Source organism: Pseudoalteromonas aurantia (assembly GCF_005886875.1).
Classification (GTDB): Bacteria; Pseudomonadota; Gammaproteobacteria; order Enterobacterales; family Alteromonadaceae; genus Pseudoalteromonas; species Pseudoalteromonas aurantia_A.
This window is the reverse complement of sequence record NZ_PNBY01000037.1, coordinates 1-25,081: the sequence shown is the minus strand read 5'-3', so window position 1 is coordinate 25,081 and position 25,081 is coordinate 1. Positions and strand designations below refer to the sequence as shown.

The following is a 25,081-nucleotide window of genomic DNA, read 5'->3' as shown; positions in this document are numbered from 1 at the left end:
CAACGGACAGTGAATATTATCGCGGTAAGGTAATATTCACTGTCACGCCACCCAACGGACTATGAGACGCTTCTATCATTCCACCATGTCGATTTATCAGATCTTCACTAATTGCTAGACCAAGACCTGTCCCCCCTTTAAATAACGATTTGTTTCGCTCGCTTTGATATAAACGTGAAAATATCAAGGCTAACTCTTCCTCAGACACACCAGGAGCACTATCACTCAAAGAAATTACATAGTGCGTTTCACTATAGGTGGCTTTGCATTCAATCAAAATCGGTGGGGTGCTATAACGTAAACTGTTAGACAAAACATTATTGAGCACCTGAGTTAATCGTTCTTTATCGGCATCAACTATCAAGCTCATAGGTAAATCAAGCATATAATCGAAACGACCCTCTGCGGTCTGATCCATACGATTTTGGGCATCTAATGTCCAATTTTTTAACCATGTCACAGCATCCATCTGCTTAACATTCAAACTCAGTTCTGACAGTTCAGTCATCGCAAGCTGATCAATATCAGCAATCATATGGTTGATGTCACTTATTCGACGGTGCAACAATTCATAGGTTTTTTCAGTATCTTCAATTAAGTTATATTCCAACCCTTCGATTTGCATTTTTAATACACTCAATGGGGTTCGGATCTCATGAGATACTTCCGCAAGAAGTTGCTTCTTTCGCTGTAACAATGCTTCGGAAAATTCGGCACGATCACGAATTCTTTGTTGTTTTTGCAAAAACTCAAACCGCCACTTTAAAGCACCATAAATGACGCCAATAAGCAGCAACAACGCCAAGGTATATGCCCACCATGTTTGCCACCAAGGGGGCAAGATAATAAAAGAAAAAGAAGTATATTCATCCGCTCCGTAAGGTGCAGATGCACGCACCTGAAATTCATACTCACCCGCAGCTAATTGCGTATACGTAATTTCACTCTGGTTAGAGGGTTCGCTCCAGTAATCGCTGACACCGACTAAACGAGTTTGGTACATTATTCGTTCAGGGTTCTTCCATTCTTGCGCGCTATACTGAAAACGCAGCTGAAAAGTTGTTGCGGGTAGTTTCGTCATTTGTTTATACAGTGAAACAAAACGAGGGCGGGGTGTATTACCCTGACTTGCACTAATATTTAGCAAGTTTACGGTGATGCCACTAGGTGCCACGAAATCATTCGCATTAAAATATGCGACACCATAGCTCGACCCCCAATAAATGGTGTTGTTAATTTTTTCTGCAGTATTTAAGGTACTATCAATGGCAATATATCCGTTGTCATGGGTATACCTTAAAGGTGTTATAAGGTCTGATGAGGAGAATAGCGTAGTAAGTGCAACAGAGTTTAACCCACGTTCAGTGCCTATCCAAAGTCAAGCTGGCATACACCTCGGCCAGTGATCCCCAACCACAAACTCTCATTGGTTGGGGCCAATGCTGCAACAGGGCCCTGACACGCCGGCCCGGCCAAATCAATACGATGTAAAATTGAATTTTCGAGCGTATATAGGCCAGAATCCGTGGCTAACCAAATGCTTGACCCCTCTTTTTGTGCCAATCGATTTACTTTAAGTATTACATCGCTTTCTAATTTTGATAAAACGCCATTAGAGATAACATATAGTCCATTATCCGTGGCGATAAAAACGCGGTCTTTAACAAGTAATATATCGTTCACTTTAGTATCAAACACGGTATCACCCCGATACACTTGATACATTGATTGACCTTTAAGAACACTGACACCTTGATCTGTCGCAAACCAAAAATCGCCACTGGCGCTACGAGCAATGTCCCATACTCTGTTATTGTTTAAGCCATGCAAGCTCGTCAAACAGCGCAAATAAAGGCCAGAATATTGGCATGCACCTTCTCCGTTCGTGCCCAACCAGACCATACTATCTGTATCTTCAAATACACTGTATACCGCGCCGGTTGGTAAACCTTGACGAATTGAAAAGTGCCTTACATCGGATTGAACGTTCAGCTCATACTGCGCCGGTTTAACGGCTTCTCAAGGGATATTATCAATTGTCCCTGAGACAATAAGCTCCGTGTTAGATGACTGCCAACCCGTGGGCCTAACTATAACTTGAGCATGACCATTAGGTGTAAAATCTAGCGATTGAGAATAACCTAAATTGGCGGCTGTTGATTTTTTAAGGGTCGCAGCGCCACTCGGTAATGTGGTAGTTAACAATGGTTGCCAAAGCGCTTTGCCCAAATCAACAGCAGAAACCGTATCAGATGTCGAGGGAAGTGTGTGCTGGGAGAAACAACTAAAGGATGCAAGCAAACAGCAATACAACAAAGTCAGACAGTAGTACAAATACGTTCCCATAAAAATATTTAGTCTCATGGAGGTGTTATAGCTTAATGTTTCTCGTACCTCCAATAATTACGTAAAGGTACGTTGATGAGTTCACTCTTTTTATTTGGTCAGCTCAGTTAAAATTGCTTCATAATGTCGCATTTTCTCCTCATTAAAACCCGAGAATTGTACTACTTTCTTGCCTTGCACATCATAAATAATACTGCTCGGCATACCTTTTAACTGATTGGCCTTACCAATGCTCATAGAAGGGTTATAAACAACCGGAAAGTCTGCAGGGTTAGTTTGCAAAAAAGCCAATGCATCGACTTTATCCGCATCCATGTTCACTGCTATTACTTGCACTTTACCCTCAAATTTTTTATCGAGTGTGTTCATCCATATAAACGCTTGCTGACAAGGCGTACACCACGACGCCCAGAAATCGATATAAATAACTTTGCCCCGGTGCTGTTGAATTAGCGACTGCAATTCTACCTCTGGTAACTTCGCCTTTACTGAAGTGCATAAACTCACCAAGAACAAGGCTCCAAACCCTATTATATTTCGCATCTTTCCCTCATTTTCACTCCTAACATTTCAGCATAAATCATACTGACTGTTGCCATAGGTGTATTACTTTAACGTATCGATATATCGCCTCGTAATACTATGTTCCTCTTCTGGCAAGTAATTTAGGTGTGCCTCAATGAAGGGTTCTTGTTTATACAACTTCACCATTACGTCATTCACTTTAGTTATAAACGCGCGGGTCATCTTAGTGTCATTGCACATCACATGTCCTAAAATATACTCTGGTGAATTGGCTATTCGATAAGACTGGTACGTTGCTTTATCTATTTTGACATGTCGATACATTTCGGCTGGATAGGCTACTAAAAAGTCTACCCGTCTTAAATTAAACATACGATACACTGTTTCGTAGTGATTGCTGCCTTCTATTAACACTTTATTTTCACTATTAACTTGCGCTAATTGCTCATCTAAAAATGGGCCATATGAAAAGTCACCAGCGATAACAATGAGTTTGTTCTTATGAACGTCCAAAAGTAAAGGCAGTGACTTAACATTGCCTTGCTTATCAAGCAAGGCTTCCTCTAAAGGAGCCACATGGCTATGAATATATAAGCGGCGACTCAAATATAAGTTGATTGGTAAGCTAAACAAGAAATTAGCTTCACGAATAGGCGTTTTTACCTTATTAAACAAACAGGTAGGATGAGGCTGCTGAGACATGATCCGTAAGGCGCGTTTATAACTCGATGGTACGAATTCAATCGGGTACTCGCCAATCGCATTCAACAACATATTATTGGTCGCCCCAGCAATATTGATGGGTTCGACTTTACCGGTAAACACGAGCAAGTCTTTTTCATCGTCAATATAAATACGAAGCGACTCAGCCATGCTTATATTACAAAACAAGCCAAGTAATAATATAACTGCGCGATAACGGATCCGGTTAATCATTGACTGCACAACACTCCTGAAACATCTGTAATGGGCCCATCTTACCCCTCTTAAAAGGAGCTTTTCTTCCTTTATTGTATACTACTGCGCGCAATAAAGTGATTCAAGCACACGTCACGTGATCTAAAGTCACCTGTTTAAAACGAAAAAACCTGCTTAATTAAAGCAGGCTTTTTATTACTAAACACACTGTCTATTTTTCTGCGTGCTTATCAAACCACCATTGAATATAAGCCACTTTATTCATCAAATTTGAAGGTCTAGCAGTAATGCCATGCGAAGCGTCTGGAATGCGCACCATCGCAGTATCCACCCCCTGCAACTTCAAAGCTTGGTAATATTGTTCAGTTTCTGAGATGGGCGTACGATAATCTGCATCCCCAGTTAACAACATAGTCGGCGTTGTGACATTACCAACATAGCTGATTGGAGAACGCTTCATATAATGCGCCATATGCTCCCACGGTTTACCTGGGAACCAATAATCAGCAAAAAATGGATAGTAGTCGGCGGTTAGCACAAAGCTATACCAATTAATAACAGGCTTTGCCACAACCGCGGCGGCAAAACGGTTTGTATGACCAACAATCCATGCAGTCAATACACCACCACCTGAACCACCTGTGACATATAAGCGTTTCTCATCGATAAAGCCTTTTTCCACCAAAGCGTCGACACCTGTCATTAGGTCATCAAAGTCATTACTTGGGTAATTATGGTGGATTGTTTGTGCAAACGCCTTGCCATATGAGTCACTACCACGTGGGTTCATATATAAAACTACACTACCTTTTGCGGCAAATAGCTGCGCTTCAGCACTAAAGTGCGGTCCATAATTAGCGACGGGCCCTCCATGAATCTCTAACACAAGTGGGTACTTCTTAGACTTATCAAACCCAGGTGGATAAACAATCCAGCCTTGAATATCTAACTGATCATGCTTTGATTTAACCCAAATTTCTTCAACTTTACCCAATGTTTTGTTGCTTAACGCATCGTTATTTAAGTCCGTGAGTTTGATCGGTTTACCGCGTTTTACGAGCGCAATATCCGCAGGCTTTTGAGGATCTGCGAGCGTAAAAGCAACCTCTCCTCGAGGGCTAATATCATAACTGCCACCGGAATAAGGACGGCCGAAAGCGACGCTGCCTACAGCATCGGTCAAGACTTTACTTTTTCCTTTCAAAGGTTGGTGTGCGACGGTCGTTTTTCCATGTGAGTCGTAGCTAAAATATATACCTCGGCTTTTATTGTCCCACTGGATCTCCTCAACACTGCGATCTAGCGCATCCGTGATCACTTTTGTCTCACCACTTTCAAGGTTACGAATATAAATATCCGCATTTTCATAGTTCATACGCTTATCATCAAAGCCAATGAAAGCCAGCATGCGACCGTTCGGAGACACCCTAGGTGACCAATCAGGACCCTCTCTATCCGTGACAGCACTAATACTCTTGTTTTTCATATCTAATGAATATATTTCACTATTACTCGGCTTTAACGCATGATTCTTATGCCTATTTGCACTGAAATAAAGTACTTTTCCTTCTGTATCAAAACTCACTTCTCCGCGGTGATCAAAATCCCCAGTCGTCAGCTGCTGTGCATTCCCACCATTGGCGTCAATTTTAAATAAATGATAAAAACCAGAGTTTAAATAACCAGCGCCGTCAGAACGATAATATACATCATCTATAAATATCGGAGACTTTGCCCACTCAGCGCCTTTTGGTTTTCCTGGTAAATTCACCGGAGCTTTTGGTTTGGCGGGTACAAATTGAGAAAAAACAAGCTGTTTTCCGTCAGGTGTCCATGTGAGGCCAGATGGAGACTGAGTTAGATTACTAATCTTTGCAATAGCGCCTGATTTCAGCCACTTCATATATATTTGACTGCTGCCATCACGCGTTGAGATAAATGCTAATCGCTTACCATCAGGCGATATCACGGGAGCATAATCCATATGCAAACCAGAAGTAATTGGCTCCAACGCATTTGACTCCACATTAACAGACCAAATATTTCCAACTTTTCGATCTGTTTTTATGTCCATTCTATTTCTAACAAAGTAAATAACTTTACCGTCTTCACTAAACTCGACTTGATTAGCGTACTCTAAGTCAAACACATCGTTAAGTGCTAATGAGGAGGAGGCTGAAAAGGCCGAACTCGCAAACAAGCCAAGACCCAATGCAACCAAAAATAACTTCATAAGGATTCCTTTAATATTGAGCAAACGTAAAACATAAGAGCCTATATAAGCCTTTGGGTCAACTGTTTGCGTTTAGTTAGTCATTACGTTGCGATTTCAAATGTCGCGTACAAACCTGAGCGATGCAAAACGCACAGGCGGCCATGCACTGAATCACAGTACGAATGTAATGGGGGTTTACATTCGTACTGGATAGTCAATTGGTTTATTTAACTATTGGCGCTGTTGCTTAAACTTCAAACGAAACTCATGTAATAACGGCTCGGTATAACCATTAGGCTGTTCAGCACCTTCAAATACTAAGGCAAGTGCAGCTTGAAAAGCCAAATTCGTTTGTAACTCTTCTTCACTTGTAGCCATTGGCTTATAATTGGGATCATCTTGATTTTGCCCATCCACCACCTCAGCCATTTTTAAGAATGTGCTATGCACTTGCTCTGGAGAGCAAATCCCATGTACTAACCAATTGGTAATATGCTGGCTAGATATTCTCAGTGTCGCTCTGTCTTCCATCAACCCCACATGGTTAATATCAGGTACCTTCGAACAACCCACTCCTTGGTCTATCCAACGTACCACATAACCTAATATACCTTGGGCGTTATTGTCCAACTCAACTTGAATATCTTCTTTGCTCAACTGAACATCATGCAGTAACGGTGGCGTCAATAATTCGCCTAAAGCCGCTTCTTCGCGCTTGATAATTTGTTGCTGTACATCAAATACATTGACTTTGTGGTAGTGCATAGCATGCAAAGTCGCGGCTGTAGGGGAGGGTACCCAAGCCGTATTTGCACCAGAGTTTGGATGTGCCAACTTTTGTTCCATCATCAGCGCCATATTATCAGGCATTGGCCACATACCTTTGCCTATTTGCGCTTTACCTGAAAAGCCGCAATTCAGACCAATATCAACATTACGATCCTCATAAGCCGATATCCATGGTTGTGACTTAATACGTGACTTAGGCAGCACTGGACCCGCAAGCATGGAAGTATGAATTTCATCTCCAGTACGATCTAAAAATCCGGTATTGATAAACACCACCCTAGATTTAGCTTGCTCAATACATGCAGCGAGATTAACAGAGGTGCGACGCTCTTCGTCCATGATCCCCATTTTTATTGTATTGCAGGGTAACGACAATAGCGCTTCTACGCTTGAAAATAGCCGAGCTGTAAACGCCACTTCTTCGGGGCCATGCATTTTAGGTTTTACAATATTAATACTTTTAGAAGCCGAATTATTATACTTACCTAACCCTTTAAGATCATGCAAAGCACAAAGTGACGTGATCACTGCATCCAAGATCCCCTCAAAGATAGCCTGTCCATGACGATCAACAATTGCTGGGGTTGTCATTAAATGGCCAACATTGCGCACAAACATCATGCTTCGACCTTTTAACGTTATTTTCTCTCCAGACACCGCAATAAAGCGCTTATCATCGTTTAATTGACGAGTAAAAAGTCGCCCTTGCTTAGAGACTTCTTCTGTAAGCGTGCCCTTCATTAAACCAAGCCAATTACTATATACCGTCACTTTATCCTGTGCATCCACAGCAGCGACCGAGTCTTCGCAGTCCATAATAGTCGTCAGAGCTGACTCTAACACAACATCCTTAATACCTGCTTTGTCTGATTGACCAACAGGGTCATGGCAGTCTATTTGCACTTCAATATGTAAATCATGATGTTTAAACAACAGTGACGACGGGTCTTGCGCTTGACCTTGATAGCCAATGAACTGCTCAGGTGCTTGTAACGTCACATGTTGACTATCATTCAACGTAACCATTAGCTGACCATTTAGTACTGCATAATTTGTACTTTCTATGTGTGAACCATTACTTAAAGGCAAAGCACTATCAAGAAACTGACGTGCAAACGCCATCACTTTGAAGCCTCGTACAGGGTTATACTCTGGGGTTTTCTCCGCTCCTTCGTCTTGCGAAAGCACATCAGTGCCATACAAAGCATCATATAACGATCCCCAACGAGCATTCGCTGCGTTCAAAGCAAACCGCGCATTATTCACCGGCACCACCAATTGCGGACCAGCCATCAATGCGATTTCTGGATCAACATTTTCTGTATCAATACTAAATTTTTTAGGCGGGGTGACTAAGTAACCAATATCTTGCAAAAATGTCCGATACTTGTGGCTATCCCATACAGGGTTTGCTCGATGATATTCATCAATTTCTTTTTGTAGATTAGCCCGCTTACTTAACAGTTCTCTATTTATAGGTGATAAAGACTCAATCAGATCCGCGAATCCATCCCAAAATGGCAATTGTTGAATACCTGTACCAGGAAGTACTTGTTGATTTACAAATTCGAAGAGCGCCTTATCTACCGACAAGCCAGAGTGTTGGACCATTATACTCATATCTAAATCCTAGTTAATTTGAACGGGTTTGAGTAACCATAACGTAAAGACCACCCACTCGAACAGCAAATGCACATTCACATAAATGATAATGACAATAACAACTATAAATTTAAAAAATCATCAAAACAGACTTAATGTTTAATTAATCACCGGGGTCAGACCACTTGGTGCACTCTCATATTAAAAACAGATATAAATTAACCGTTCGAAGGATAACTCGTTATGAAAAACTACCAAGCTAAAGTAGATCACTATACAACCCTTTGTCAGAGCAACAAGTCAACATGGCAGTCTATAAACCCAGAGTTTGCTAGTCGAATGAGCCTTCAAAACAGGTTCAAGACGGGCCTTGATATTGCGAAATACACAGCAAATATCATGCGCCAAGATATGGCTGCGTATGATGCAGATAACAGTCAATACACACAATCGCTAGGCTGCTGGCATGGTTTTACTGCACAACAAATGATGATGGCTGTGAAAAAGCATCAAAAAACAACCAAGCGCTCATACGTGTACCTAAGTGGCTGGATGGTTGCAGCACTGCGATCAGAGTTTGGCCCGCTGCCAGATCAAAGTATGCATGAAAAGACATCTGTTGCGTCATTAATTGAAGAGATCTATACCTTCTTAAAACAAGCAGATGCACGCGAGTTAGACCACTTATATCGGGAGTTGGATGATGCAATATCCCAAGGTAAACAGACCCAAGAAATCATTTCGCGAATTGATAATTTTGAAACACACGTTGTACCAATTATAGCCGATATTGACGCGGGTTTTGGTAATGAAGAGGCAACTTACTTATTGGCTAAAAAAATGATTGAAGCGGGTGCCTGTGCCATTCAAATAGAAAATCAGGTATCAGATGCTAAGCAATGCGGCCACCAAGCAGGAAAGGTCACGGTGCCACATGAAGATTTTCTCGCAAAAATTAATGCTGTACGCTACGCATTTTTAGAACTGGGTGTAGAAGAGGGAATAATTGTCGCCAGAACAGACTCTTTGGGCGCGAGTTTAACGCAAAAGATCCCGGTATCAAAAACGCCTGGAGATATCGCAAGCCAATACACCGCATTTTTAGAAACAACCGTGGTCGATAATATAGATGAGCTAAATGACGGCGAAATGGCGATAAAACTCGATGGGCAACTCCGCAAACCAACACGCCTTGATAATGGCCTATATCAATTTAAAGAAGGGTCAGAAAAAGCGCGTGTCATATTAGATTGCGTTACGAGCTTACAATCCGGTGCCGACTTACTCTGGATTGAAACTGAAAAGCCAAACGTTAGTCAAATCGCCGAACTGGTCAATAGTATTAAAGAGCAAGTGCCCGATGCTAAACTAGTTTATAACAACTCACCTTCATTTAACTGGACACTGAAATTCCGAGAGCAAGTCTATGCACAGTGGCAAGCGCAACAAAAAGACTTAAGTCACTATCCAGATCCAAGCCATGATCCGAAAGCATTGATGAGCCCAGAGTTAGATAATACAGAACTTGCCCGTGAAGCTGATTTACTGGTACAGAATTTTCAAAAGGATGGGGCGCGAGAAGCAGGAATTTTCCATCACTTGATCACATTACCCACCTATCATACAGCAGCACTCAGTACTGACATTCTTTCTGAAGGCTACTTTGGTGAACTCGGAATGCTTGCATATGTCAGAGATGTGCAACGTCAAGAGATCCGTAGAGAACAGGCATCAGTGAAACACCAAGACCTTGCAGGGTCTAACATTGGGGATACTCATAAAGAATACTTTTCAGGAGAGAATGCATTGAAAGCTGGCGGGTCAGCCAATACTATGAATCAATTTTAAAAATGATGCCAATAAAGAGCCTTTTAGGCTCTTTATTGTTCTAGACACACCGGATCATATTTTTACTACCTTTTGGCAAATTCAACGTAGTATTCAAGAATTACCGCTAAAACATATTTTCAGTCAATTATTTCACCAATAAATAGACCTTAATCGCTCACAGAGCACATTTTTACTAACTTTAACACAGTTATAAATCAAATTTTTACTAACGCCCAGCATTGATAAAACACAATTTTACTAACCCTTTACCTTAATGCCGATAAAATAATTGCACAAAATGCAATATGTAAAGGCCCTTTACAGGCATCATAATTCAACCATATTAATCATAAAGAAGGTGTGCAGTTTTCAATACAATAAGCATTATGAAACGCTATCTAGCTCAGTTTATTTATTCTTTAATATTACTTTAACTGACATTGTATTAGCACAACCATCATTCAATGATGTGGATATACTGAAAAAGCAAGGGCAATTAACACAAGCATATACTTTGCTAAAAACACTCGAACGCAGTGGTAAGTTCGATGAAAACAAAACTCAAACTCGCAAAAGTTTTACGTAAACAAAATAGGTATGCTGACGTAATCATACAGCAAAAAACAACGTGGTACTGTCTATGGAGTAACATTCAAAGGCCCAAAAATTTCTTAAAACATCTAAAGGTTGGGAGATGAAGGCTTCCAACTTTTATAACTTAGGTGACCTATCAGTCTGCATTCAGAACTTTGAACAAGCAGAACACTGCTATAGGGCTTGCAGAGATAAAACTTAAAAATAACAAATACAACGAAGCGTTAGATCAATTTATAGAAGTCATCAACATACTAAAGCCCCTGGAGGCCAATGCAAATCTAGCACGTGCATATAACTCATTGCACCGCATCTACTCGAAGCTAGATAACCCTCATATGGCGCTTAGTTGATTACAAAAAAGTTTAAACCATGCTTTAAAAACACAGTCTCCAATAGGAAAGTACATGCCTATTTAAATCCAATAGAACTACATATTCAGTAAAAAAACACTAACCTTCTTAAACTATACCTCCCAAAAGTCCAAGAGCTCCTCAAGGGCATAGGTGATAAAAAACTAGATGCACAGCTTCAATATACTAAAGCACAATACCGTATGCTTAAAAATCACTATGAAGAAGCATATCACACTTTGCTGAGCGAATTTGCTATTCATAAGTAGGCAGTTCAGGAGGTAAACCAAGGTGCAACTAAACAATAAAGACAGCAAGTCAATGCTCTTGTTCAATAACAAAAACTAGCCCAAACAGAACAAAAGTCTGCTGTAATAAAGGTGGAGCTTGAGAAACAAATTTTGCAAAGGCGCACATGGCTGCTGGCATGTATCATAATTTTACTATTCAGAGTCGTCTCCGTGTACTTGTATGTCATAAAACATCGCAATGCCCAATATAAGGCAAGTCTATATCAATCGAATTTGAATCAAAAAAATAAAATGTTAGCAGATATCTCTCATGAACTCAGCACACCTATGGGCGTATCACAATTACATATCTAAGTTTTAGAGCACAACTTACTCGACGGTAAGGCGCTTGCTTATAGCAAAATAAATAATCTCATCTCTGACGTGTATCAATTATCTCAAGTGCAAAACCTGTCAACGCATTTGATATGGCAAGAGTGTCAATTAAGTGCACTCACTTCACTTTACATAGCGGATATGAAAACACTCGCAACTCAATGCCATTTACGATTTATAGCTGACATCGATATTCTTGAAGCAACGGTATTCAAGACCGATAAACAAAAAGTGGATCAAATTATTACTAACTTTGCTAAAAATGCGTGTTTATACACTGACAGTCCAGAACACATTCAATTAAAAGTCAGAGTAAATACAAAGTATATATTCATTCAGATTGACGATAGTGCCCCAGGTGTTTCTGAAACCGAGCTAAATAAATTGTTTGAGCGCCTGTATCGCATAGATGAGTCTCGTAGTTGGGCATTAGGTGGATCAGGTCTAGGGCTCTCTATATGCGAAGGCTTAACGCACGCCTTAGAAGGTAACATTAATCTACATCACGGCAAGCCTGAGGGCTTATGTGTTCGTTTAACTTTACCTATAATAACAACAAAAGAATAAGTTAACGATTTTACTCATCCAACCAGTTTCAGGCTATAAAGCCAAATATTAAGCGGTTCACTTCATTTTTCTTCCACATTGTATTGATGTAATAAGCAGGTAAAATCTTGGAGGATAATTATGACACAGCAAACAAGCAAACAAGCAAACAAGCACAGTGATTGGGTAAAAATTGTAGAATCACGCACGGAGCAAAAAAAACAATCATTGCGTAAGAACACGCCAAAAAGCAATAGAATGAACGTCACGTTCATTTCGATGTTATTGGGCGGTTTTATTATTCTTGCAAGTGCATGGATGTATTTTTCAGGCGGGGCTAAAATACAAGGTACAATGTTAGATTTAACTGCCCAAAATAAAATATCTCGCTATTTCTCTAAACAATTTATGACGGGTAGTTGGCAGTTTCAGAAAGCGAAATTCGATGATGGCGAAGTCAATATTTTTATCAGCATTCCACAAAAGCTCTCTATGAATGAAAAAGAGCTCGAAAGCTACATTAAACATTCTTTATGTCCCCCAGCCAGCAGCAGAGTGTGGTTAGATATCAATAAAAGTGAGTTGTACATTAACTTATATGTCGACCCTCCAAGAAAAAGTAATTTTGCGCAGTGTCAAAACCCACATAGTCATGCCTAACTCGTTGTTTGCATTCTCTTCTATATTTTTTATATTTAATCCCCCCTGTAAAGGGGGTTGACGATTATAAGCCTCACTCATATTACTCAAGCTCTAACTTAGACTTTTCTACCAGTTCTTTTGGCATTTCTTTATTCACAGACACACCTAACTCTTTAAATTCTGAAGCTTGCTTTATCAAGTTCGCTTTTCCATGATACAGCTGTGAGAAGGCTGTGTCGTAGCTTTCTTTGGCTTTATCTAACTGACGCCCAACACCTTCCATACTGTGCAAAAAACTATTGAGTTTGTTGTAAAATTTCTCAGCTCTTACTGCGAGCTCTCTACTATGCTTGCTCTGCTCTTCAAAACGCCATAACTGCTTAACAATATTCATGCTCGTTAATAAGGTTGTTGGTGTGGCCACCAATACATTTTGCTCTAATGCATGTTGATACATATTAGGCATATGCTTGATCGCCTCAACAAAAGCTGACTCTATCGGAATAAACATAATAACGACGTCTGGTGAGTTGAGTCCTGGTAATCTTTCATAAGATTTACTACCCAGTTCTTTGATCCGAGCAATTACCGCTTGTGAGTGAGCAACGAGCGCATCACTTGCTTCTAGCTCAGTGTCTGCATTAACATATCGTGTGTAGGCATTAAGTGATGTTTTCGCATCGATCACTAGGTGACGTTCTTGAGGCAAATATACCACAACATCAGGCCGATATTTTCCTTCATCCGTGGTAAACGAAACCTCTCGCTTATAATCATAACCAGCACGAAGGCCTGCACTATCGAGCACATTCTCAAGCATCAGCTCACCCCAATTCCCCTGCGTTTTTTTCTGTCCTTGCAGCGCACTAGTGAGTTGGACTGCTTGCTCTGTGATGTTTTTATTGTTTTCTTGTAAATGCAGCAGCTCAGTTTTAAGTGCAGCACGTTGCTTTAACTCTTCACTGTGAATAGCTTCCATTTTATCTCTAAACCCTTTCAGTTCACCCTGAACAGGTTTAAGTAATTGATTTAATTTCTCTTGGCTTTGGTGATTAAAACGCGTGGTCTTTTCTTCAAAAATTTGATTTGCTATATTTTCAAACTCATGTTTTAAAAGGCTTTTAGAGTTCTCTAACTGTGAAACTTGTGCATCAAAACTGAGTTGCTTTTGCTCTAACGTCACTTTCAAATCGTTTAACTCAAGTTCTAACTGGTGAGTATTTGAGCGGTTTTCTGACAGACTTTGTTCACTGCGCTGCCACAACTCCTGATATTGCGTTACTTGAGATTGCTTCTCAGACAACCTAGCTTGGTATTGCTGACAATGACCATGTAATTGAACTTTTTCTGCCTGTAACTGCTGTAACTCTGTTTGCAATGACTGTTGCTGAAGCGCCAGTTGTTCATGGCTGTTTAAACTGTGAAGATGTTGCTGCTCTAGCACCGAAAACTGTGTTTTTAGTTTTTGACGACTGAGAAAATAAAAAGGTAAAGGGCAGATAATAGCCGAAAAAAACACGGCGACATGCGACCAAGAAAGGTGAGAAAAAAGCGCATCTAACATAATGTTCTCAGATAATATTTTTATTAATAATACCTGAGAGCAACACGGTTATCACTTAATTACTGTTATTGATTTGCTGCTCATCATAGCGATAGCCGGCACCGTAAACCGACCCAACCAATTTTGGAGAAATATTCAAAGATTTTATTTTTTTCCGAATATTTTTGATGTGACTATCAATGACTCGATCTGAAATATCAAAGTTGTCAGGTTGAATACAATCTAGGATCTGCTGACGTGAGAAAACTCGGCATGGCGCGTTATAAAGTAATGCAAACACATCAAACTCCACCTTCGTTAAGGCTAATAGTTGCCCTTTTAATGTTACCGTCAACTGCGCCTCATCGACATTCACCAACTTTTCAGACTCAGCATCTGCTAAAGGAGCACAGCGACGCAAAATGGCCTTCATACGCATTACCAATTCAGCCGCGCTAAAAGGTTTACACACATAATCGTCAGCACCAAACTCAAGCCCTTTTAGCCTATCTGATTCAGCCACTTTGGCCGTCATCATAATAATTGGCACCATAGAAAAAGCTCGGATCTGCTTCATGCACTCCACACCATCTTGGTTCGGCAGCATAATGTCCATTAAAATCGCATCAGGGCTATTTTCTTCAACCCAAGGCACAACCTCTTCACCATCAGCGATGTGTGACGTTTTAAATCCAGATGCTTTAAAAAACAACATGACTTGCTCTGCTATATCAAAGTCACCTTCAACTATAAGGATGTGCTGCATAATTTCTCTTCGATTGGTAATTAGTTTAATTGATTTGCTTTCAATTGATTCTTTGCGTCGTTTTTCAACGAGTCAGACAATGTCTCATCAACTAATAGCATAGTTAGAATGCTATTTAGATCATCGCTGGTCGCAACCTCTGCTAGTAGATCATAATCACATTGTGAAAGTGGTTCGATAAAGTTTAGATGCGATGGAGCTTCTTCATAACACAACATTTCTATTCGCCTTCTAGAGCTAATTAAGTGACACCAAACCAACTAACTTGGTGCGTCGTTGTAATATGTTTATTAAAGCGAAACAATGTGGACAGAATGTGGAATTATTTCTAAATGAATAAATTGCAACTGCAAAAACAAAAAAGCCAGCAAAGTCTGCTGGCTCCATTACAAATAAGTAATCAAGGGGGAAATCAATGTTAAACTCATTGTTGCCAACAAGTACAATAATAGACCCCGTGATTTTGAGTTAGTTCAAATTATTTTTAATTATTTTTAATTATTTTTACGACTGCAGCATAGCTAACATTTGCTGCTCATCAAACTTACCTAAATTCAAACTCTTATCAGCAAATAAAACATCAACAAGTGCCTGCTTTTGCTGTTGCATGCTAAATACTTTTTGTTCGATAGAGTTAGCCATGATCAACTTATAGACAAACACAGGCTTATCTTGACCTATCCGGTAAGCTCGATCAGTTGCTTGATTTTCGACCGCGGGGTTCCACCAGGGATCAAAATGGATCACCGTATCTGCTTGAGTGAGGTTAAGGCCTGTACCGCCAGCTTTTAAACTTATCAAAAACACATCACAATGCCCGTCAGTAAAATCGCTAATAGCACGCTCTCTATTTCGGGTTTGCCCAGTCAATGTCGTAAACACAATATCATTGGCTGTAAGTTGCTGTGAGATCAATTCAAGTACAGACGTAAATTGACTAAAAATAATCACCTTACGACCCTGTGACAGCATATTAGGTAAATGCTCGGCTAGCCATACAAACTTTGCACTTTCGCTCCCCATTCCTTTATCTACCAGTTTCGGGTGGCAGCATATCTGCCTTAACTTTAATAACGCATCTAAGAAGGCAAGCTTACTTTTTTGAGCACCTTGTTCTTTAAACAAAGAAACTAACTTGTCTTCTATTTGCAACTGAACACTGCGATACAAAGTTGCCTGTTCTGGGCTAAATTCAAGCTCTTTGACTAACTCCGTTTTATCGGGTAATTCTTTAACTACTTCAACTTTCGTGCGACGCAGAATAAATGGTGCGATAAGCGTTTTAAGCTCTAAAGCGCGTGCTGTATCTTGCTCTTTTTCTATCGGTATTTGGAAGTGGTGCTTAAACTGTTGTTTCGTGCCAAGAACATCTGGCATCACAAAATCGAGTAATGACTTTAATTCCAATAAGTTATTTTCAATCGGCGTACCACTTAAACACAATTTAAACTGTGCATTTAACTGCTTTACACACTTAGAAACCTGCGCAGTTTCATTCTTTATGTATTGCGCTTCATCAAGCACAATAGAGTCAAACTCTAATTCTTTGTAATAGGCGAGATCACGTTTTAATAAGGGATAAGTCGTTAAGATAAAACGTGCTGAATGCACCTGTTCCAGTGTTTTTTCTCTATCTGAACCATGAACCGTTGTTAAAGTTAAATGTGGTGCAAATCGCTTAAATTCGTTTTGCCAATTCCCTACCAAACTAGTTGGGCAAACAATTAAACTGGGCTTCGTAACCAATGTATTATGTTGACCAACAAAATAAGCTATTACCTGTAATGTTTTACCAAGGCCCATATCATCCGCTAAAATTCCGCCGAGCTGATGACGGTTCAAAAACTTTAGCCAACTTACACCTTGCTCTTGATAATCCCTTAATACAAAGTTTTGTTGATTGCTGTGCGTTGCACAAGCACTAGACTCAATCGGCAACTCTAGCTCTTTCAAATAGTTTAGCAGCCTTACATCGTTACTTACGGACTCTATAGTGCTTAACTCAAATACTTTTTTTGCATAAGACAGCGGAAACTTAAACTGTTGACCAGACATATAATAGCTAAATCGTTGCTTTAGAGTGAGCAACTCATTAAATGTTGCAGTAGGTACCGCATAGAATTGCTCAGCAATTTTTACATACTGATGATGATCGGCCAAATTATTAATATCTAGCGGTGTTGTGATGTCCCAATCAAGTAGAATAGGCTTACTATTAAACATCACTTTACCTAAGATATGGTGTTGCTTGTCACGTTTTAATGACAGCGTTATATGTGGCAAGTTTACAGGGTCTTTATGTGAAAGTTCTTCTACTTCCCAGCCTTGTTTTAGTAAATTAGGTTTAACCTCATTATTAAACCAATGCACGCCATTGGCATCGTTTACTGGTAATTGAAATACTCCATCCCTCGCATTAAGCCCTAAACCCAGCAGCACTTGCTCGCTGCGCTTAACGTGTTTTGCCTGTTCAGCTTTGGAAAGTCCAACGGTGTTTTCGATCGACAGTGCTAATGTCTGCTCAAGGCTGTTATTCATTCCTTTTAGCTTGGCAAAAACCTGAGTTGGTTTAACTACGCTTTTATACCCTGCAGGAGGCAGGATCACGTCATTCGCGAACAGATCATTAAAGCGCGTCATGACTTGATTTAGCTGATCAAGTGCAACCGGTGGCATATTCTGTAAATGCGCTATTTCCTGAGCGTTTAATTCAGAGTTGATCCGGCCTATGATCAGATCATCTGTATTAAGGTACATAGGTGGATCGGTTCTTAACAATAGCCAATTATCAACTTGAGACAAAAATCCGCACAATTGTGCATTTTTGTTATTGATCTGCCACTCGAAGCGCAGGCGTTTTTGGTGGCCTAATACAAGTGGCTGCCTCTTATTTTGATAATAGAACCGATTGGTTTTAATCAATTGCTCAACAGCTGTGAAGCCCCAATTACCAAATATCTCAAAATGGCCCGGAGTATTTTGAGAACGAACCCAATTGAATAACCTAAAGTCTGTTTCTAACACATCTTTTGGCGCTAAATGGCTATTAAGTTGTTGCTCAGAAAGAGATCTACCTAATGGATAAACGCCATCGGGTTTAAAAGGTGACAGTTTTGGATTTAACAATAGCTCTTTGCCATGCGGTTCAAGTACAAAAAGCAAGACATTATTGGTACTTTGGAAATTACTTTGTTGTAGTTGCGTTAGCTCATTGAACCAATCATTTACGAGATAAGCTTCGCCAAAGCCGCCTGAGTGATCTATTTTTAACTTCAAAAGCACGGCAGCAATGTGTCGACATTTTGCGTTGTTTGAACAAGTGCATTGTGCTTCCACACGATTTGAATTATTAACTGTCGTAATTTTGATATGCTGAGAAAACGTATTACCAAAGTTGCCCAAAACTTGAGAATCAATGCGTGAAAAATCTTCACTGTGATCCAAGTAACTAATTTGAGAATTATTCAGATACTCTTTCGCTTTGACAAGGAGCGCACTATTAAAGTACTGCTTCAAAAATCGTTCGGAAAGGGGAAATTGCGTGGCTTGTTCTTGTTTTATTTCTTCAAACAAAGCAAACAATTGCTCTTTAGATAACTGCGTTGACATCAGCTCAGCATGACAAATGAAATATTTTTCCAGTATATGAAATTATAGGAACGAGCTAAAGGGAAAAGTCATAATAAAGTTACGAACAGAAACTGGTTGGCGTTCACCGTCATAGACCAAAGTATGAATATCAACCAGTTACGTTAATTTTTTAAGATGTTAATTATAGCCAGCTAACAATTTTTGCAGCTGTTCAAGGCGCTTATCAGTTAACACTTTATTGTTGATTTTAATTGTTATATCACCACTTTTTATATTGCGTTGTAATTTAATGAATTTGTTTTCTAACAAAGCTTCTGTGCGATTGGCTTTATCGCCAAATGTTGTTAAAAACTGAGTTGTAAGAATTGCCCGTTTTTCATCGCTCTGTTCATCGCTAATGAATGATTGTTGACTGAAATGACAAACTTGTTGTTCAAATGCTGACTTATTATCTTTAATGGCGTTAATGAGTTTTTTAGCCGCTTCTCTACCTAAGTGATTTGGCGTTGGATATAAGCTAAGAACACTTTTAGGAATGATCTCGAAAGCTTTTATAGCATCAGCAACCGCGGTGTGAGAAATGCCTTCAATAGCAGCAATCTCACGATAAGACCCTTTTAAGCCTTGATTAACTAAGTTGTGTTTAGTCGTGTTATAAGCTTTTCCTAGTTCCCATAAGCTTGGTGCAATATATTGATCTGACGAGATGGCAAGAGCTTTTGCATCATCATCATTAAAATCAGCGGACGTCAATACAACATAGTCAGCCTGAGCGAGCATACAAGCCTTTCTTCTCCTTGAACCTGATAACACCCATTGCTGAGCACCTTTTTGCCAGCAGAGAGCTGGGTGGAGGTTTCTCTTGTCGTGATTTATGGCTGGCAAGATGTCTGCAACAGATTTTTCGTTCAATAGGCTTTGTTCCCGTCTATTTTGACCATAAACTTGAGTAGTTGTTTCTATATCGGCTGACTTTATTACCTGACATGTTAATGTGATTGTTCGTAATGGATCACTAGGTGCTGGCATGGTGATCACATCACCTATTTTAGCTTGATCTAAAAGATCATCTAAACTGCTCCCCTCAACTGCAGTTGCAAATGGATCTAACCGGGTATCGTTCTTACGTTTTTTAGCCATTTTTTTGCGACCCTATTTAAGATTGTGCTAATGAAGATTGTGTAGACAACCAATTTGATCTGATCAACATTTCTAGTTCGTCTACAACATCTTTAATATTTTCTTGTGATTTAACAAGTGACTCCCTACTTGCCAAACTATCAGATGTTTTTTGATCAAAAATTGTGTTGAACGATGATGAACTGGCTGTAATTGCAGAACTATGATTTATTGGGTAACTCATAACTTGTCGTCCAAAAGCACTTCTCACATCTTTTACGATGTCTCTTTGAGAATGGTTACCTTTAACATAATTTGTCACTAAAAATTGCATGAAATCCCAACCATCATGGCCAAGCGCGGCGACAGTATGATAAATCTCACCAAGTCTTTTTAAATATTTGTTATTAGCGTCAAAATCAACAGCTTCTGGGTGGACTGGTATGAGCATTGCTGTAGAAGCCATCAGCGCATTGTAAAACATAAAGTTCAACGAAGGCGCCGTATCTATTAGAATTAAATCAAATTGTGACTCAACAGGTGCAATAACTTTTTCTAATAGTTTGTGATAATGTCTGGTTTGTTCATATCCTGAGCTTTCTTTAAGTTCAGTGGCCGTTTCATGTTCAAAATAAAAATCGTCCATCCCTGAAGGTAAGACACGTATATTTGGGATATGGGTTTCTTGAAACGCATTTGATACAACCTGAGCCCATGTTTCGTTTTCATCTAATTCAATACAATCTCTCATTAGATCGCCCACTGTTATAGGTTCAGGGTCGTTAGCAGGAAAAAAGCTCGATGATGATCCCTGAGGGTCAAGATCGATTATACCGATCCTATAGCGCTTAATATTGGTTGTAGCTAGCGCTGCTGCAATATTGACCAAAGATGTAGTTTTACCACACCCACCTTTCAATGAATTGATAACGATAACTTGGAGTTTATCACCTGCCTTTCTTTGATCAGCTTGTACTCCTAAAGTTTCAGCCATTGCGAAGATATTGGACAAAGTGTATGCGTAATGTCCGTTTGCACCTTTTTGGATACTAAGGTGATCAAAATCACCTTGGTCATGACGTCGTTTCAATGTTCTATTATTACATCCAAGTAAATCAGCTGCAGCTTTTTGTGTGTAGGTTCTTAGCTCTTTCTCATCTGTTTTTAAATGGGCCCTATAATGCTGAATACGACCTTCTAGTGATTGTTCAGCAACTTCTGCTGTTGCTTTTAATAAACGATATGTTGAAAGTGCTTTGTTATTAATTGACATACGCGATATCCTTGACTTGATACCTATCATTATAATGTCCATTACTTTGGTAGTAAACACAAAAAATATAAGACATCGTATTAAATTATTTAATTAAGTATAAATAAGAAGATTAGATATGGTTAAGTATATAGGTAATAAAGGATAGGGGTGATATAAATAACAATAACCATATGATATATATTAATAATTTAAAAAATGATGGATCTGATTTGTACGAAGTAAAGATCAGATCTTTATGTACTCATGGATCCTATTTTTACTAACTCTTATATTCAAACTAGAGAAGTGCACAGGTTACCCACAAACTTATGCACGCTCCCCACTCGACAGATCACATTTTTACTAAGTAAATTCATATAGTTATAAACATTTTAATTTTGATTTCTATGATCAAGTAAATAAAGATCGGATCTATCCTAAGTACAGATCTGATCTATACCAACATTGTGTGCAGTTATCCACAATCAACCTAATAACACTGCATTACAACAAGAATTAAACAGCGTATTGTGCAAAAAAAGCTAAATAACTAACCTGAGTTAGTAAAAAAATGATCTCTAATTATGATTAGTTAGTAAAAAATCGATCTCAAAAAAAAAAACTTGGATAGATCAGTTTTATACTAACTTAAATCATTAACTTTTGTTCATGAATATGTTGTTATTAACTGTCATAAATTTTGGAAGTAAAATAATGAGCCGAAAGGTGAACATCTCTGTTGATAATCTGCCCGATTCGCTAAGAGGTCAGATACATGGTGTGGAAAGCGCTATTGATAACGAAAGTTTGGCGCTGTTTACGGATAATAAAGATGTTCGCATATCATTAGAAAATGCGGCGCATGGACTCCGAGCGTATTCAAATACATTCAATCACTATGATCTTTGGGGTCGGTTTGTCCGTTCTGGTCATAAAAAACTACCCTTGGAAGAGGCGCCTAAGAAAACGATTATAACACGCCGTATTTCAGAAAAAGTTGACGGTATTTTGTATGAAGGCGAGATAAAAATAACTCCGGCAGTTGTAAGTAGTAAAAAAGATGGAGAAGATCTCGAATATTTGGTTTGGCCATCTGATAGAGAAGAAAAGGTAGAACGTGCGCTTATTCGTCTAGCGTCAAAAGGCAAGATTGTAAAAATAAATTTTAAGTCCGGTATTCAATATGCTGTGGTTTTTTCAATGAACGAGTTAGCCCAAGAGCTAAAAGCTGTTGGTCAGTCTATGCCTTATCCGCAAATTAAAGAATCTTTGGAAGCGTTACAAGGATCTAAACTTTCATTCAAATACTCAGCGACGGATACGAAAAATACCGATATTGATGATTCATTCTATGAATCAAATATGAACTTTTTGTCTTCATTACATTTTAGTGGTAAAAAGGGGCAGGGTGGAAACATTAAATGTGTCGCATGTTTGAATGCATTTGTTCATAATATGATCGATAATTTGGAATATAAAGGGTACTATTTTAATAGTGCACAAGAGTTAAAACGCGGTTTGTCACGTTGGATGATGTTACGTTTATATCATCTATGGCGTTATGCTGCTCCAGGGAAAACATATCATTTTCGTCTACTATCGATTATGGAAAAGTATGGGTCAATATACTCTACCGATGAAATTGTTGAGAACAAGTTGAAGGCTTTACGCCGTGATATGACAACAACAATGAAAGATTTGATTGAAAAAGGCGCTATTTCTGATTACAGCATAAGCAATGTAAAGGATGATAATACAGGTAAGATAATCGATTACGTTTATGAGATGCATCCATCATCACAGTTTTGTGATGAAATACTTACTTTAAATAAACATAACAAGCGTATTGAGATCCAAGGTGGAAAGCGTATTGTTGAAGATGTTGAAGTGATTGATGAAGAAATCTTAGAACAAATTGTTAAAAAGTAAGCTATTCGCTTACTTTTTCTAGATATATTCTGTCTACAAGAAAATTATATTCCCTTTTTCTTGGATGATTCTCAACTTTTTCATAATGTCTCAGTGTGCCTATTTTTGTATTTTTGCTCGGATTAAAAAGAATAAATGGCAAAGCTGCACTAACATGATATCTGTTTTCTGCAGTAAATCGAACATTTACTTCAGGTGAAACTCGGGTTGGCCTTCTAATTCTCAATTTACTTTTTTCAGGTAAATTGGCTACGCGTACTTTTTCTTTTTGTACAAGAGATAACCAAGATTCTTGGTCGATCATTCGAGGATTATTGTAATTTGAAGATTTACTGAGCATTTCTAAAGCGGCATCTTTAGTTAAAGTACGTGTGGCGTGTTTTGTCATCCATGTAAACCTTACGGAATATGGTTCTCCTAACTCGCTATGTATTTTTCTATAAGCAGCTAAAGTCATTAAGTTAGGGATTGCACTATGTACTGCTTCAAAGCGAGCATCGTTATTTTCGATTTGTAAAATTGCATTCTTAAAGTCTTCTTTGGCTTTATTTACTTCTTTTAGTCTTGCTTGAAGAGTATTGGTTTCGTCGTTAATAAGTATGATACCTGGATGGCGTAGCAGCACTTTTCCACTGATTTTTTCATCCAAAAATATATCCTTATAAGCAAGTGCAATTTTATCGATTGCTTTACTTCCGGTTATTTTTTGAACTTGTATTTTTTCAGGCGCCTTTTCTTCTGATTCTTTTGTTATGTTCGGGAGTTGATAATAATCAGCAGAGATAACATCCGATTGTTTTAATTCGACACAAAATAATGAAGTAAGCTCCATTAAATGGTCAAAATGAGCCTTAAGCTTAAATTGATTTGTGCTTGATGACATTTTAAATATAAATAGTTGTAACGTTCTTTAGTTTATTATAACTTAAAAGTATGATGTGTTCTAATTTTATAAGGATTAAAAGTATCGAAACCCTTTTTGTCAACCAACAATACTATGATGTGTTCTTTTTTGTATTTTAACATTTATCATGTTCTTCGGTCGAATTTATTTTACTAAGACGGTGTTGAATGTTTATTTTTAAATACATACTTTGGTCAATGAACCTATAACTACATGTTAAAGAGGCAATTAAATAGCAGAGAGTAATTAGACGGATTGCTGAATGTTCTTTTAGATCATGTTGCTTTTTAGATAAATTATTTCTTTACTACGTATCGTTTTGGTGTTAGCAGGCGATATGAAGAAGACACTTCCTATTTTTGACTAGGCTGTCAATCCTCTGATACAGAGGACTTTGGAATTAGCAGTGTTAAATATCACTTGAGCTAAATTTTTAACTATGAGATCTGATTTTTTTCTTCATTTTTGTTTAATAGTCACGATCTTTCATAATTGAAAGGCTAACTTTATTACAGTATTTTATGCTTTATAGCACTATTCCATCCGTTTTATAATTTTTGTTAAATAAAAGACCTAAATGAAAAATTTTTAGAAAAATACTTATCCTATACTTTTAACCCTTACTGCAGTGCAAATTGGCGTACTATTGAATAGTTATTGGTAATTTTTCATATCATGAAAATTATATCAATGTAGATCCGTGAGTAACTTTCAATGAATGGCTCCTCTGTTTTAATACTTATTATCTTTGACTGTGAAATGTATAATCATTTTACAATTGCGACTACCATAATAAGGTAAAAGTAGGATTGGTGGTCTTGATTGAAATTAAATCCTTTCAGGATTACTGGATAATGCTGTCCTTTTATTGTAATTGAATTCATCAAAGTACTCGTGGCATAAAACTATAGTGCTGTCTATAAATTTCATTTGCCCTAGAAATACACTTTATACAAATATTTATCAAACCCGAATTCAACATCGAAGT

General features: G+C 38.6%; 18 protein-coding genes. 4 read left to right on the top strand and 14 right to left on the bottom strand.

Translation table 11 applies throughout. The annotated features are described in order from the left end of the window. Positions 1-16: 16 nt before the first annotated feature. From CWC18_RS09095 to CWC18_RS09065, 7 genes are all read right to left on the bottom strand, one after another. Positions 17-1,081: a sensor histidine kinase gene (locus CWC18_RS09095; RefSeq protein WP_138675135.1), complete on the bottom strand. Its 1,065-nt coding sequence runs from the start codon at positions 1,079-1,081 to the stop codon at positions 17-19. Between the two features lie 287 nt (positions 1,082-1,368). Beyond that, positions 1,369-1,959: a two-component regulator propeller domain-containing protein gene (locus tag CWC18_RS09090; protein WP_283957022.1), complete on the bottom strand. Its 591-nt coding sequence runs from the start codon at positions 1,957-1,959 to the stop codon at positions 1,369-1,371. A 60-nt stretch (positions 1,960-2,019) separates the two neighbouring features. Next, positions 2,020-2,364 carry a hypothetical protein gene (locus tag CWC18_RS09085; protein ID WP_138675134.1) on the bottom strand — a complete coding sequence of 115 codons (345 nt, stop codon included), beginning with the start codon at positions 2,362-2,364 and terminating at the stop codon, positions 2,020-2,022. Positions 2,365-2,436: 72 nt separating this feature from the next. Next, a complete protein-coding gene (locus CWC18_RS09080) occupies positions 2,437-2,889 on the bottom strand; it encodes a TlpA family protein disulfide reductase (RefSeq protein ID WP_138675133.1) in 453 nt (150 codons plus the stop codon). A 63-nt stretch (positions 2,890-2,952) separates the two neighbouring features. Further along, positions 2,953-3,807, bottom strand: coding sequence for a hypothetical protein (locus tag CWC18_RS09075; RefSeq protein ID WP_138593087.1), 855 nt, complete (start codon positions 3,805-3,807; stop codon positions 2,953-2,955). Between the two features lie 193 nt (positions 3,808-4,000). Then, positions 4,001-6,022: a S9 family peptidase gene (locus CWC18_RS09070; protein ID WP_138675132.1), complete on the bottom strand. Its 2,022-nt coding sequence runs from the start codon at positions 6,020-6,022 to the stop codon at positions 4,001-4,003. A 213-nt stretch (positions 6,023-6,235) separates the two neighbouring features. Next, positions 6,236-8,413 carry a malate synthase G gene (locus CWC18_RS09065; RefSeq protein ID WP_138675131.1) on the bottom strand — a complete coding sequence of 726 codons (2,178 nt, stop codon included), beginning with the start codon at positions 8,411-8,413 and terminating at the stop codon, positions 6,236-6,238. Positions 8,414-8,638: 225 nt separating this feature from the next. On the opposite strand from CWC18_RS09065, the gene CWC18_RS09060 reads away from it, so the two are divergent. From CWC18_RS09060 to CWC18_RS09050, 3 genes are all read left to right on the top strand, one after another. Continuing rightward, positions 8,639-10,243 carry an isocitrate lyase gene (locus CWC18_RS09060; protein WP_138593081.1) on the top strand — a complete coding sequence of 535 codons (1,605 nt, stop codon included), beginning with the start codon at positions 8,639-8,641 and terminating at the stop codon, positions 10,241-10,243. 1,696 nt (positions 10,244-11,939) lie between these two features. Next, a complete protein-coding gene (locus CWC18_RS09055; RefSeq protein WP_138675130.1) occupies positions 11,940-12,365 on the top strand; it encodes a sensor histidine kinase in 426 nt (141 codons plus the stop codon). A gap of 120 nt (positions 12,366-12,485) precedes the next feature. After that, positions 12,486-13,004, top strand: a complete 519-nt coding sequence (locus CWC18_RS09050) for a hypothetical protein (RefSeq protein WP_138675129.1) — start codon at positions 12,486-12,488, stop codon at positions 13,002-13,004. Between the two features lie 82 nt (positions 13,005-13,086). On the opposite strand, the gene rmuC is transcribed toward CWC18_RS09050, so the two are convergent. The 6 genes from rmuC to CWC18_RS09020 form a co-directional block, all read right to left on the bottom strand. Further along, entirely contained in the window at positions 13,087-14,550 is a 1,464-nt protein-coding gene (gene rmuC / locus CWC18_RS09045) for a DNA recombination protein RmuC (protein WP_138675128.1), read from the bottom strand. Between the two features lie 55 nt (positions 14,551-14,605). Then, a complete protein-coding gene (locus CWC18_RS09040) occupies positions 14,606-15,295 on the bottom strand; it encodes a response regulator (protein ID WP_138675127.1) in 690 nt (229 codons plus the stop codon). A 20-nt stretch (positions 15,296-15,315) separates the two neighbouring features. Beyond that, positions 15,316-15,513, bottom strand: a complete 198-nt coding sequence (locus CWC18_RS09035) for a hypothetical protein (protein WP_138675126.1) — start codon at positions 15,511-15,513, stop codon at positions 15,316-15,318. A 286-nt stretch (positions 15,514-15,799) separates the two neighbouring features. Then, a complete protein-coding gene (locus CWC18_RS09030; RefSeq protein ID WP_138675125.1) occupies positions 15,800-18,904 on the bottom strand; it encodes a DEAD/DEAH box helicase in 3,105 nt (1,034 codons plus the stop codon). A 159-nt stretch (positions 18,905-19,063) separates the two neighbouring features. Beyond that, positions 19,064-20,026, bottom strand: a complete 963-nt coding sequence (locus tag CWC18_RS09025) for a transcriptional regulator (protein WP_138675124.1) — start codon at positions 20,024-20,026, stop codon at positions 19,064-19,066. Between the two features lie 16 nt (positions 20,027-20,042). After that, the gene (locus CWC18_RS09020) at positions 20,043-21,278 is read right to left on the bottom strand and encodes an AAA family ATPase (protein WP_138593604.1); all 1,236 of its coding nucleotides are present in this window, start codon (positions 21,276-21,278) and stop codon (positions 20,043-20,045) included. 696 nt (positions 21,279-21,974) lie between these two features. Here CWC18_RS09020 and CWC18_RS09015 point away from each other — a divergent pair. Beyond that, a complete protein-coding gene (locus tag CWC18_RS09015) occupies positions 21,975-23,189 on the top strand; it encodes a replication protein A (protein ID WP_138593605.1) in 1,215 nt (404 codons plus the stop codon). Between the two features lies 1 nt (position 23,190). Here CWC18_RS09015 and CWC18_RS09010 read toward each other — a convergent pair whose 3' ends face one another. Then, on the bottom strand, positions 23,191-24,072 hold the full coding sequence (locus CWC18_RS09010) for a DNA replication terminus site-binding protein (protein ID WP_138593606.1): 882 nt from the start codon (positions 24,070-24,072) through the stop codon (positions 23,191-23,193). Positions 24,073-25,081 lie beyond the last annotated feature (1,009 nt).

What these genes read in the sequence shown, in the direction of transcription:
- CWC18_RS09095 (WP_138675135.1), bottom strand. Translation starts at nt 1,081, where the DNA reads ATGACGAAACTACCCGCAACAACTTTTCAGCTGCGTTTTCAGTATAGC.
- CWC18_RS09085 (WP_138675134.1), bottom strand. Translation starts at nt 2,364, where the DNA reads ATGAGACTAAATATTTTTATGGGAACGTATTTGTACTACTGTCTGACT.
- CWC18_RS09080 (WP_138675133.1), bottom strand. Translation starts at nt 2,889, where the DNA reads ATGCGAAATATAATAGGGTTTGGAGCCTTGTTCTTGGTGAGTTTATGC.
- CWC18_RS09075 (WP_138593087.1), bottom strand. Translation starts at nt 3,807, where the DNA reads ATGATTAACCGGATCCGTTATCGCGCAGTTATATTATTACTTGGCTTG.
- CWC18_RS09070 (WP_138675132.1), bottom strand. Translation starts at nt 6,022, where the DNA reads ATGAAGTTATTTTTGGTTGCATTGGGTCTTGGCTTGTTTGCGAGTTCG.
- CWC18_RS09065 (WP_138675131.1), bottom strand. Translation starts at nt 8,413, where the DNA reads ATGAGTATAATGGTCCAACACTCTGGCTTGTCGGTAGATAAGGCGCTC.
- CWC18_RS09060 (WP_138593081.1), top strand. Translation starts at nt 8,639, where the DNA reads ATGAAAAACTACCAAGCTAAAGTAGATCACTATACAACCCTTTGTCAG.
- CWC18_RS09055 (WP_138675130.1), top strand. Translation starts at nt 11,940, where the DNA reads ATGAAAACACTCGCAACTCAATGCCATTTACGATTTATAGCTGACATC.
- CWC18_RS09050 (WP_138675129.1), top strand. Translation starts at nt 12,486, where the DNA reads ATGACACAGCAAACAAGCAAACAAGCAAACAAGCACAGTGATTGGGTA.
- rmuC (WP_138675128.1), bottom strand. Translation starts at nt 14,550, where the DNA reads ATGTTAGATGCGCTTTTTTCTCACCTTTCTTGGTCGCATGTCGCCGTG.
- CWC18_RS09040 (WP_138675127.1), bottom strand. Translation starts at nt 15,295, where the DNA reads ATGCAGCACATCCTTATAGTTGAAGGTGACTTTGATATAGCAGAGCAA.
- CWC18_RS09035 (WP_138675126.1), bottom strand. Translation starts at nt 15,513, where the DNA reads ATGTTGTGTTATGAAGAAGCTCCATCGCATCTAAACTTTATCGAACCA.
- CWC18_RS09030 (WP_138675125.1), bottom strand. Translation starts at nt 18,904, where the DNA reads ATGTCAACGCAGTTATCTAAAGAGCAATTGTTTGCTTTGTTTGAAGAA.
- CWC18_RS09025 (WP_138675124.1), bottom strand. Translation starts at nt 20,026, where the DNA reads ATGGCTAAAAAACGTAAGAACGATACCCGGTTAGATCCATTTGCAACT.
- CWC18_RS09020 (WP_138593604.1), bottom strand. Translation starts at nt 21,278, where the DNA reads ATGTCAATTAATAACAAAGCACTTTCAACATATCGTTTATTAAAAGCA.
- CWC18_RS09015 (WP_138593605.1), top strand. Translation starts at nt 21,975, where the DNA reads ATGAGCCGAAAGGTGAACATCTCTGTTGATAATCTGCCCGATTCGCTA.
- CWC18_RS09010 (WP_138593606.1), bottom strand. Translation starts at nt 24,072, where the DNA reads ATGTCATCAAGCACAAATCAATTTAAGCTTAAGGCTCATTTTGACCAT.